This window comes from Chitinophaga sp., assembly GCF_039596135.1.
In the GTDB taxonomy this organism is placed as follows: domain Bacteria; phylum Bacteroidota; class Bacteroidia; order Chitinophagales; family Chitinophagaceae; genus Chitinophaga.
Map to the genome: position 1 here is coordinate 17318 of NZ_JBCNKH010000080.1, position 10564 is coordinate 27881.

The following is a 10564-nucleotide window of genomic DNA, read 5'->3' on the forward strand; positions in this document are numbered from 1 at the left end:
TCAGGTAAATTGCAATTGTAAGCAAAAGCGATTTGCAGGTACAGCCGGGGAGGTACAGTGAGCTCCTGATATGAAGTGTAATTTCATCTCTAAATTTCAAACGCATGAAAAAGGTTGTATTGATTTTTGATGGTGGGCAATATGCCAAAGGTGCTATGGAATTGTCTCAAAGCATCAATAACAGGGAACCTGTTTTGCTGGTGGGGTGTTTCCTGCCCGGTATAGATTTTACCGGCATGTCTGAAATATATGGTTATGGGGCATTGGATATTCCGGTACACATCAGGGTAGATGAAAAAGTAGTAGATCAGAACATTGCTACATTCAAAAATTATTGCATACAGCAACAGATTGAATACAGGGTACATAAAGATCTGTCTTTGGATGCTTACCCGATTTTTCATAAGGAGAGCAGGTTTGCAGATCTGGTGATAATCGGGTCACAGGAGTTTTTGGGCCAACTTGCACTGAATATTCCGCCTGAAAATCTGCGCGATGCCCTGCATGGAGCAGAATGTCCGGTGATCGTAGTGCCAGATCAGTATAATGATCCGGAGCATGTAGTACTGGCTTACGATGGCAGTGCTTCGTCAGTATTTGCAATAAAGTTGTTTAGCTATATATTCCCGGATTTATGTAAAAAACCGACCATTCTCGTACATATAGCGGGAAATGGAAATGTACCTTCTACGACTCTCATCCAGGAATTAGGTGCTGTGCATTATCAGGACTTCCAGGTGCTCGTTTTGGAAAAGATGGACCTGTTTGAAAACTGGATTAAGAAAATCCCTGCTCCAATTCTTATCACTGGCGCATTTGGCCGTTCAGGTATATCATCTATGTTCAGGTCCAGTTTTGCAGGTAAAGCACTTTCTTCATTTAGTTTTCCGGTGTTTATCGCTCATTTGTAATCATTACTACTTCTAATTTCTGTATGCCTGATTTCACCCCCGGTAGTACCTGCCTGTTTCGCAAAAAAGAGCGCGATAATAGCAAGTACTATAATTCCAATCGAAATAACAGGTAAAAACCTGACTTTCCTGAAGCTACCCCAGATCCCTATAAGTGCACAGATACCTAAAGCATAGTTGACGATTGCAAAGGTATCGGCAGCATCTTCGTGTCTCTCAATGTACACTTTTGCATTTGTATCAATCTTTTCCACCTCTTTTTCTGCACCCTCACCAGTTGCCATAGCTAAAGCTGTTGTGATGGCTCCTATAAAGAAAATCCCATATGCTGTTCGTTTAACGACTTCTGATTGCGCAATAAAACCAATTATTAAAACTAAAATTGCCACCAATGGAATGATGATCGGTAAATGATTTACTATTAAGTGAAAATGTGCACCGTTCATGTTTTTTGCATTTTATAAGTTTAGGGCGAATTGCAACCGTTTACAAGTATAGCGTAGAATTTTGTAGAAATCCTGGGGTAGTGCTTCCCGCTTTCAATTTTTATTCACGAAATAGAAACAAGAGATTTCAAATATTGTTTAAAACTTACTTATATCGCCGTCCCGATTTCCTTTACCAGGATATAAATCCCCATCAAAAGTACAAACCAGCCAAACCCTTGCTTTAACCTGCCTGACGAAATCTTCCGATTCAGATAACTACCTGCCAGGATTCCCCCAATGGCTAGTAAAGTCACGGTTCCCAGCAGCCGCCAGTCTATCCCTTTCTCCTGTATATTCCCCAAAAAACCTATCAGTGAATTCAAGGCGATTACTAACAGGGACGTCCCCACCGCCTCCTTCATAGGCAAACGTAAAATCAGTACCAGGGCCGGGATTAACAAAAATCCTCCACCAGCACCCAGCAGGCCGGTGACCAGGCCTATTCCGGTTCCGTAGACGATCAGCTTCCAAAAATTGATGCCCTGATCGTCTCTGGTTTCGGCCTTTATTGAATTGTTCCGTATCATGAATATGGACGAAACAAGCATAAGAATAGCGAACATAACCATTGTGAGCCAGCTCTCAGTAATTGAAAACCTGCCGATAGTCGCAATATGCTCAGGTATAGCAGGAACAAGGTACTTCCGCGTTAGAAAAACAGCTAACACAGACGTAGCTGCAAATAGAAAAGCCATTTTTATATTTACGCTTCCCTGTTTATACTGTTGGGCTGCACCGACCAGGCTTGTGGAGCCTACTATAAACAGTGAATAAGATGTGGCGGTGACTGGCGAGACGCCAAACAGGTATACCATGACCGGCATTGCAAGAATAGATCCCCCACCGCCAATTAACCCAAGCGAAATACCAATCAGTAACGACGCGATATAACCGAACAAAGCCATAAAATGCATTTTGACAAAACTCGTTACCTTTTAAAATACGGTTTGTGATTTAAGTCACCTCCACCAAAATTTAACTGATGATTTTAATCAGGCATGATTTTTCCCTTTGTGACAAGTGTCACTTATAACGTTATTTACAGCCTTCATCTTTGCATGACAGGAATAAAAAATAAAGCTATGTATTTCCAACACATTTACGATAAAAGCCTGGCACAGGGCAGTTATTTTATAGGATGTCAGCAAGCTGGTATTGCGGCTGTAATCGATCCCAAAAGGGATGTAGATACCTACCTGGAAATCGCCCGTCAACAGAAGATGACCATTACGCATATCCTGGAAACACATATCCATGCAGATTTCCTTTCCGGTTCACGGGAACTCGCTGCCCTTACAGGTGCCAGTTTGTACCTGTCTGACGAAGGAGGGCCAGACTGGCAGTACGAATTTGAACATATTGGGCTCAGGGAAGGCAGTACCATTCAATTGGGTAACCTGGCATTTAAAGTGCTGCATACCCCCGGGCATACGCCAGAAAGCATCAGTTTCCTGCTGATAGACAAGGCAGCCAGTGAGGCCCCCGTCATGTTATTTACCGGCGATTTTGTGTTTGTCGGGGATATTGGTCGTCCTGATCTCCTGGAAAAGGCTGCCGGAATGAAGGGAACACAGGAGCCAGGTGCGCACCAGTTATTTGGCTCTCTGAAGAAATTCAGTGCACTCCCGCCTTATGTACAGGTATGGCCGGGACATGGCGCGGGATCTGTCTGTGGCAAAGCACTTGGAGCTGTGCCTTCTACCACCACCGGTTATGAACTGGTTAGAAACCCGGCTTTTCAATTTGAACAGGATGAGAAAGGGTTTATTGAATACATCCTGGCAGATCAGCCAGAGCCACCAAAATATTTTGCGATGATGAAAAAGCTGAATAAGGTGGATAGACCTCTTCTTACAGAAGTGCCGGAGCTGAAAGAACTCAATAAAGAAGAATTGAAGGCTGCCCTGACCAAAGGCTATAAGATTATAGACACGCGGGATAAAGAAACGTTTGCCGCCGGGTATATACCCGGTAGTATTAATATCCAGGATAATAATTCTTTTAATACCTGGGCCGGCTGGGTGCTCGATTATGATACCCCTTTTATTCTACTGGCAAAGCCGTTTCAGTTAGAAGAACTGACGAGAAAACTGATGCGGATAGGGCTGGATAATATCTATGGGTATATTCCATCCGTGTATTTTTGGGAAGGCACGTTGGATACGGCTTCCATTGTGTCTGTTGATGCATTAAAAAATGATGATATCCAGATAGTAGACCTGCGTGGGGCCACTGAGTATAATGCAGGACACATAGCAGGAGCAGAGAATGTGTTTGTAGGCACACTGACAGACAATCTTGATAAAATCAGTAAGGATAAAAAAGTGGTTATTCATTGTCAGAGCGGGGATCGTGCTACAATAGGGTATTCATTGCTGGCAAGAGCGGGATTTAAGAATATTTATAATTTCTCAGGGGGCATGAATAAATGGTTAGAGGAAGGTAATGTTGTTGTGAAGTAATAATTTTATTAATAAACCGATCGTATGTATTATATCTTACAGCATCCCTGGCCATGGTATGTGGCCGGACCACTCATTGGACTTATAGTACCGGCATTATTGTTATTGGGAAACAAACATTTTGGCATATCAGCCAATCTGCGGCATGCATGTGCAGCCTGTTTTCCGGCAGGAATAAAATTTTTCCAGTATGACTGGAAAAAAGAAATCTGGAATTTCTTTTTTGTTGCAGGTATATTTTTAGGTGCCGTCATAGCGGTACAACTACTTCCCAATCCACAGCCTGTGCGTGTCAACCCATCACTGGTAAAAGAACTGGCGGGGTATGGTATCGTGAATAATGGTAGCCTGCTGCCAGTGGAACTATTTTCCTGGAAGAGTCTCCTGACTTTAAGAGGTTTGATCATGCTGGTTGGCGGCGGTTTCCTGGTGGGGTTTGGTACCCGGTATGCAGGCGGTTGTACATCCGGTCATGCAATTATGGGCCTGAGTAACCTACAGTGGCCTTCACTGGTAGCAACAGTGATGTTTATGGCCGGCGGGTTTTTTATGGCTAATGTGGTACTCCCTTTTATACTTCATTTATAATTACAACAAGAGATGCAATTTAATAACACTGATTTTGAAGTGGTTTGTACCAATGATTCAAAACGGGAACACCCATGGTGGTATAATCTGAAATACCTGGCGGTGGGTGTGCTGTTCGGTGTGGTGTTTGTGAAAGCGGAGATAATCAGCTGGTTTCGGATACAGGAAATGTTTCGGTTGCAAAGCTTTCATATGTATGGCGTGATTGGGTCGGCAGTAGTGGTGGGGATGATGTCTGTATGGTTGATTAAAAAGTTCAATGTCAAAACCATTCATGGAGAAGAGATCGTGTTTCAGCACAAAAAGTTCAATAAGGGACAGATCTATGGTGGTTTGATTTTTGGTTTCGGCTGGGCGCTTACGGGAGCATGTCCCGGACCATTGTTTGCGCAGATATCTTCAGGTGCTACAGTGGTGCTGGTGGTGTTGGCGAGTGCAATTGCAGGTACGTGGACGTATGGTTATTTTAGGGAGAAGTTGCCAGCTTAATGGCTTTTGCCGCCAGCAGTGTTATTTAGGGAGCAATTGCCAGCTTAAATATTAGTATTTAACTATTTATGTATTAACAGTTGTAGGCTTAAGCAAAGTACAGGAGTATTTTTACTCCCGTTATCTTTATTATATAACATCCGGTAAAAATTATATAAACAAAGTTCTTCAATCAAATTGAATTTAACCATACATTTGCAATAGTGGACACTCTTAGATCACATATTGTTTTTGTATTGGTGCTTTGTCTGGGCATTTTCTTTGTACCCGGGCAGACAACAGCCTGTAGCAATAAGTCCGTTCGGACTGCGCACCAGCACCATTCAGATCATGCCACTAAAAAAATAACTGAAGAAGACTGCTGCAAGACTCATTCCTGCCATAAGGGCAAATCCCACGGGAAGTGTAATGGTGGGTGTAATGATAATGCCTGCAGGTGTAATTCCTGTTCCTCCAATATAGCATTCACTAAATTTACGGACAGCAGGTCCAAAGATTACTTTACTGAAAGTAAAAAGAAACAATCCCCATTTCAACAAGCCTTCATCTCTTCCGGCTTTGAATTCATCTGGCTACCGCCTAAAATATCCTGATCACCTGGCTTGACAGCCATAGGTGTGTCTTGTCGAAAGCGAATTTCTGCTTCCGATATACCCTGCACTTTCTGATTTATTCAATAATCAATATTAAATATTGATCCGGCTTGCTATTGCCCAATAGGCAAATAGCACGGGGCAGTTATTTGGTAAAAGATCATTATCCGGTGTGCTTGCATCTGTAAAGCACTAAGTAAATAACCAAACAGTATCAGACCATGGTACAGAAATTAATAGTACTCTCCCTTCAATACCGGTATGTGGTATTGATGGCTGCTATCGGCCTTTTTGTATGGGGAGTGTTCGCTATAAAAAAGAATCCTATAGATGCCATACCTGACCTGAGTGAAAACCAGGTAATCGTATATACAGAATGGATGGGACGTAGTCCGCAGATTATGGAAGACCAGGTGACTTACCCTTTGGTGAGTAACCTGCAGGGGATTCCCAAAATAAAAAATATACGCGGCGCCTCTATGTTCGGGATGAGTTTTGTATACGTCATTTTCGAAGATGATGTGGATGTCTATTGGGCCAGAACAAGGGTACTGGAACGCCTCAATTATGCACAGCGCCTGCTTCCGCAGGGTGTAACGCCAGCCCTCGGGCCTGATGGAACCGGTGTGGGCCATATATTCTGGTATCACCTGGATGCTCCCAAAATGAATTTGGGTGAGCAACGGGCATTGCAGGACTGGTATGTCAAATTTGCCCTGCAATCTGTGCCCGGTGTTGCTGAAGTAGCCTCATTTGGCGGATTTGAAAAACAGTACCAACTGGTGATTGATCCGGTTAAGCTTCAATATTACAATATATCACTGATGGATGTGATGAACAGGGTAAAAGTGAATAACAATGACGTAGGTGGGCGAAAATTTGAAATGAGTGATATGGCATACATTATTCGTGGATTGGGGTATATAAAGAGCAAAGAAGATATTGAAAATATAGCGCTGGGCAATTATAACGGCATACCTGTGAGGGTGAAAGATATTGGACAGGTACAAATGGGCGGTGACCTGAGGCTGGGCATATTTGACGCCGATGGTAAAGGCGAAGTAGTAGGCGGCATTGTAGTAATGAGGTATGGAGAAAATGCAGACCAGGTGATTAATGCAGTAAAAGAAAGAATGAAGGAGGTAGAAAAAGGGCTGCCTGAAGGTGTGAAATTCAAGACTTCTTATGACCGGAGTACGCTCATCGAAGCAGCGATTGAAACTATTAAATCTAAAATTATTGAAGAAATTATCACCGTTGCCTTTATCGTTATTATTTTCCTGTTTCACTGGCGTAGTGCATTAAGTATCATCATCCAGATTCCCATCACCATCGCTATCAGCTTTATCCTGTTAAATGCTTTTGGCCTTTCGTCCAATATCATGTCGCTGACCGGTATAGCACTGGCAATTGGCGTTATTGTAGATAACGGAATCATCATGTCTGAAAATGCGTATAGAAACCTTTCACAATGGCAGAATAATAAAGCGCTGTCTCAAAATGAAGATTCAAAATGAAGAACCCGTTAAAAAAGATATTCAGTCAGGAGGGAAGGATGCCTGAAAAGACCAGGATGGAGATCATTGAGCAATCCTGCAAGCAGGTTTCAAGAGGTGTTTTCTTTTCAACAATAATCATCGTCACCTCGTTTCTGCCTGTATTTTTACTCACCGGGCAGGAAGGTAAGTTATTTCATCCTCTGGCTTATACCAAGACATTTATATTGATTGTCGATGCAATATTGGTGCTTACACTAGCGCCTGTATTAATTTCCTTTTTCATGAAGGGGAATTTTAAAGATGATCACAGCAATCCTATCAACAGGGGAATGGAGAAGTTCTACGAACCACTGATCAGATGGTGTATTAAATGGCGGAAAACCGTACTTGGTATTAATATCGCTGCATTGCTGATCAGTATTCCGCTGGTATTGAGCCTGGGCCGGGAATTTATGCCGCCGCTCGACGAAGGCTCTATTCTCTTCATGCCTGTTACACTCCCCGATGTCTCAAATGCTGAAGTAAAACGGATACTGCAGGTCCAGGACAAATTAATCAAATCGGTACCGGAAGTAGACCATGTGCTCGGCAAAGCTGGCAGGGCCAATACCGCTACAGACAATTCCCCTATCAGCATGATAGAAACTATTATACTGCTGAAACCACAACACGAGTGGAGAAAGGGGTTTACCAAAGATGATATTATCAAAGAGCTGAACACTAAATTGCAGATCCCCGGTGTAACCAATGGCTGGACCATGCCCATCATCAACCGCATCAATATGCTTTCTACAGGTATCAGAACAGATGTAGGGATCAAAGTGTATGGGCAGAACCTGGACAGTATATATGCCCTTTCCCAGAGGATCAGCAAGGAACTTCAGGGCGTGAATGGAATAAAAGACATGTATGTGGAGCCCATTACCGGCGGAAAATATTTAGATATTGCTATAAAGAGAGAGGAAATAGGCCGGTATAACCTGAGTGTGGATGATGTGAATGCCGTGGTGGAATCTTCGCTGGGAGGCATGAAACTCACTTCTACAATTGAGGGCCGGCAGCGCTTTTCAGTAAATGCACGTTACGGGCAGGATTTCAGGAATAATATAGAAGCCCTCAAAAGATTGCCGGTGCAAACCATGCAATTCGGAAGTATTCCGCTGGCCGCCGTGGCAGATATCCGTTTAAGTGATGGTCCGCCAATGATCAGTTCTGAAAATGCCATGCTTCGGGGGGCTGTGCTCTTCAATGTGCGTGAGCGGGACCTGGGGAGTACGGTGACGGAGGCAAAGGAAAAGCTGAACGCCATGATCTCCAAAATGCCCAAAGGGTATTATGTAGAGTGGAGTGGTCAGTATGAAAACCTGATCCGCGGTGAGCAAACCCTGAAGGTAATTCTCCCGGTTGTGTTATTCATTATTTTCCTGGCTATGTACTTTGCTTTCCATTCCTTTAGGGAAGCCTTTTTTAGCCTTATCAGTATTCCATTTGCATTGATAGGAGGGGCGTACATGATTTCCATCTGGGGCGTCAATATGTCTATCGCCGTTGCAGTTGGGTTCATTGCACTTTTTGGGTTGGCGGTAGAGACGGGGATCGTAATGGTCATATACCTGAATGATGCCATGCAGCAACTTGTAGCGCTGAAAGGTAATTCAATTACTAACGAAGACTTACGGGAATATGTCATAGCCGGGGCGGCAAAAAGGCTGCGTCCGAAGATCATGACAGTAGCTGTTACTCTCTTTGGCCTGGTGCCTATTCTGTGGAGTCATGGGGTAGGTAGCGATATGATGAAACCGATCGTACTGCCTATGGTAGGTGGCGTGTTTACATCAGCTATCCATATTCTCCTGGTTACCCCGATCATTTTCCTCATGACCAAAGAATATGAGTTGAAGAAATATGGGAAAATTGAAGTATTAGATGCAAAACATTAAAGCAAGTGAAAACAATATATATAACATTTTGCGGCTGTCTTGTATCAGCATTTAGCTGGGCACAAACTATGAGCCTGGGCAGTATCCTGGATAGCATCAGCCATCAGCACCCGGTCGTGAAAATGTATGATAATGAAATCCGCTCAATGGATGAGGAAGCTAAAGGTGCAAGGAGCTGGATGCCACCACAGATTGGCTTTGGACAGTATATGACACCTTATAATGTGAACCTGTGGAAACGAAGTGAGATGGAGACAGGGATGGGCCAGGTGATGTTGTCTATAGAACAGATGCTGCCAAACAGGAAAAAACTGAATGCCAATGAAGCTTACATGAAAGCGATGTCCGCCACGGAAAAGGAGGCGAAAAAGGCGAAAATGTACGACCTGTTATCTGAAGCCAGGCAATTGTATTATGACTGGATTGTTTTAGGCAGGAAGTTGCAGGTTGTAGTGGAGAATGAAAAGCTGCTGGATTTTATGGTTCGTAACGCAGAGTTGAGGTATAAGAATGGATTGGATAAGATCAGTGCATATTACAAGGCAAAAGCGGCTTTGGGAAGCTCAAAGAATATGCAGCTCATGTATGAAAATGATATCCGGGAAAAGCGGATCATGCTGAATACATTAATGAACCGAAATCCAATAACGCCATTGGAAATAGACACTTCTTATCAATTAAATGACTATTCATCGGTTGTATTCGACAGGGAAATGTTTTATAAAAACCGGAGTGATTTGAAAGCATTGGACCAGGAGATCAATAAAACCCGGTTAAAACAGGACCTTGAAAAGCAGAACCTGAAGCCTGAGTTTGGGATCAAATTCGACAATATGGTAGGATTTGGCGGCCAGCCTATGCAATATACTGCAATGGTTATGATGAAATTGCCAATGGCCAGATGGTCTTCAAAAATGTACAGGGCCAATATAGAAAGCCTGAAATGGAAGGCAGATGCGCTATATGCACAGAAAGATATGATGGCCAATGAATATACGGGTCTGGCATATAGTCTTCGGAATGAATTTGACCTGAACCGTAAGCAGCTGGTGCTCTATGAGGATGAAATTATACCTGCACTGAAAAACAATTACAAGTCTATGCAAACAGGATATGAGCAGAATACAGAGGAGTTATTTATGCTTTATAATGCCTGGGAAAAATTGAATATGACCCAGGTAGAATACCTCGATATCCTGACAAAGGCATTCACCATGCAGGTTACACTAGACCGATTAATCGAAAAAGAATAAACTGAATAACAATGAATCTTAGGGTAATCATCTTGATATTAGCAGTTATTGGGTTAGCTGGTGCTTGTAAGAATCATTCCACCCATACAGCGGCATCTGAAAGTTATACCTGTCCTATGCACCCGCAGATCATAAAGAGTGAGCCGGGTAACTGCCCGATATGTGGTATGACGCTGGTGAAGAGGGAAGGTGGTGATAGCAGGGAGGTTGTAAATGATACAGCCTTGTCTGTACTTTTAAAACCTACGAACGAGGTGGTTGTTTCTTCATTGCCAACAGTAAGTGTGCGTAATGAACAGGTTCCGCTTACAATCAAAGTATTGGGTACGGTGGCTTACGAT

At 43.1% G+C, this 10564-nt stretch carries 10 protein-coding genes; 8 read left to right on the forward strand and 2 right to left on the reverse strand.

Translation table 11 applies throughout. From position 1 onward, the window contains the following. Nucleotides 1–104: 104 nt before the first annotated feature. A complete protein-coding gene (locus ABDW16_RS27270; protein WP_343674207.1) occupies nt 105–911 on the forward strand; it encodes a hypothetical protein in 807 nt (268 codons plus the stop codon). Here ABDW16_RS27270 and ABDW16_RS27275 read toward each other — a convergent pair. Together ABDW16_RS27275 and ABDW16_RS27280 are read right to left on the reverse strand one after the other, a co-directional pair. Beyond that, on the reverse strand, nt 902–1357 hold the full coding sequence (locus tag ABDW16_RS27275) for a hypothetical protein (RefSeq protein ID WP_343674209.1): 456 nt from the start codon (nt 1355–1357) through the stop codon (nt 902–904). The two genes, ABDW16_RS27270 and ABDW16_RS27275, sit on opposite strands and share 10 nt — an antisense overlap. A 149-nt stretch (nt 1358–1506) precedes the next feature. Then, nucleotides 1507–2304: a sulfite exporter TauE/SafE family protein gene (locus ABDW16_RS27280; RefSeq protein WP_343674210.1), complete on the reverse strand. Its 798-nt coding sequence runs from the start codon at nt 2302–2304 to the stop codon at nt 1507–1509. Nucleotides 2305–2481: 177 nt separating this feature from the next. On the opposite strand from ABDW16_RS27280, the gene ABDW16_RS27285 reads away from it, so the two are divergent. The 7 genes from ABDW16_RS27285 to ABDW16_RS27315 all read left to right on the forward strand — a co-directional run. Then, complete coding sequence (locus ABDW16_RS27285) at nt 2482–3861, forward strand: rhodanese-like domain-containing protein (RefSeq protein ID WP_343674211.1); 1380 nt, start codon at nt 2482–2484, stop codon at nt 3859–3861. A gap of 24 nt (nt 3862–3885) precedes the next feature. Further along, nucleotides 3886–4449 carry a YeeE/YedE thiosulfate transporter family protein gene (locus tag ABDW16_RS27290; protein WP_343674212.1) on the forward strand — a complete coding sequence of 188 codons (564 nt, stop codon included), beginning with the start codon at nt 3886–3888 and terminating at the stop codon, nt 4447–4449. 12 nt (nt 4450–4461) lie between these two features. Continuing rightward, nucleotides 4462–4938, forward strand: a complete 477-nt coding sequence (locus tag ABDW16_RS27295) for a DUF6691 family protein (RefSeq protein ID WP_343674214.1) — start codon at nt 4462–4464, stop codon at nt 4936–4938. A gap of 814 nt (nt 4939–5752) precedes the next feature. Then, on the forward strand, nt 5753–7048 hold the full coding sequence (locus ABDW16_RS27300; RefSeq protein WP_343674216.1) for an efflux RND transporter permease subunit: 1296 nt from the start codon (nt 5753–5755) through the stop codon (nt 7046–7048). Beyond that, nucleotides 7045–8970, forward strand: a complete 1926-nt coding sequence (locus ABDW16_RS27305; RefSeq protein WP_343674217.1) for an efflux RND transporter permease subunit — start codon at nt 7045–7047, stop codon at nt 8968–8970. The genes ABDW16_RS27300 and ABDW16_RS27305 overlap by 4 nt, the downstream gene beginning before the upstream one ends. Before the next feature lie 68 nt (nt 8971–9038). After that, nucleotides 9039–10223, forward strand: a complete 1185-nt coding sequence (locus ABDW16_RS27310; RefSeq protein WP_343674219.1) for a TolC family protein — start codon at nt 9039–9041, stop codon at nt 10221–10223. 11 nt (nt 10224–10234) lie between these two features. Next, the coding region (locus tag ABDW16_RS27315) for a heavy metal-binding domain-containing protein (protein ID WP_343674220.1) at nt 10235–10564 on the forward strand (330 nt) is incomplete at its 3' end.

Coding starts and splice junctions, on each gene's coding strand:
- ABDW16_RS27270 (WP_343674207.1), top strand. CDS start 105: ATGAAAAAGGTTGTATTGATTTTTGATGGTGGGCAATATGCCAAAGGT.
- ABDW16_RS27275 (WP_343674209.1), bottom strand. CDS start 1,357: ATGAACGGTGCACATTTTCACTTAATAGTAAATCATTTACCGATCATC.
- ABDW16_RS27280 (WP_343674210.1), bottom strand. CDS start 2,304: ATGGCTTTGTTCGGTTATATCGCGTCGTTACTGATTGGTATTTCGCTT.
- ABDW16_RS27285 (WP_343674211.1), top strand. CDS start 2,482: ATGTATTTCCAACACATTTACGATAAAAGCCTGGCACAGGGCAGTTAT.
- ABDW16_RS27290 (WP_343674212.1), top strand. CDS start 3,886: ATGTATTATATCTTACAGCATCCCTGGCCATGGTATGTGGCCGGACCA.
- ABDW16_RS27295 (WP_343674214.1), top strand. CDS start 4,462: ATGCAATTTAATAACACTGATTTTGAAGTGGTTTGTACCAATGATTCA.
- ABDW16_RS27300 (WP_343674216.1), top strand. CDS start 5,753: ATGGTACAGAAATTAATAGTACTCTCCCTTCAATACCGGTATGTGGTA.
- ABDW16_RS27305 (WP_343674217.1), top strand. CDS start 7,045: ATGAAGAACCCGTTAAAAAAGATATTCAGTCAGGAGGGAAGGATGCCT.
- ABDW16_RS27310 (WP_343674219.1), top strand. CDS start 9,039: ATGAGCCTGGGCAGTATCCTGGATAGCATCAGCCATCAGCACCCGGTC.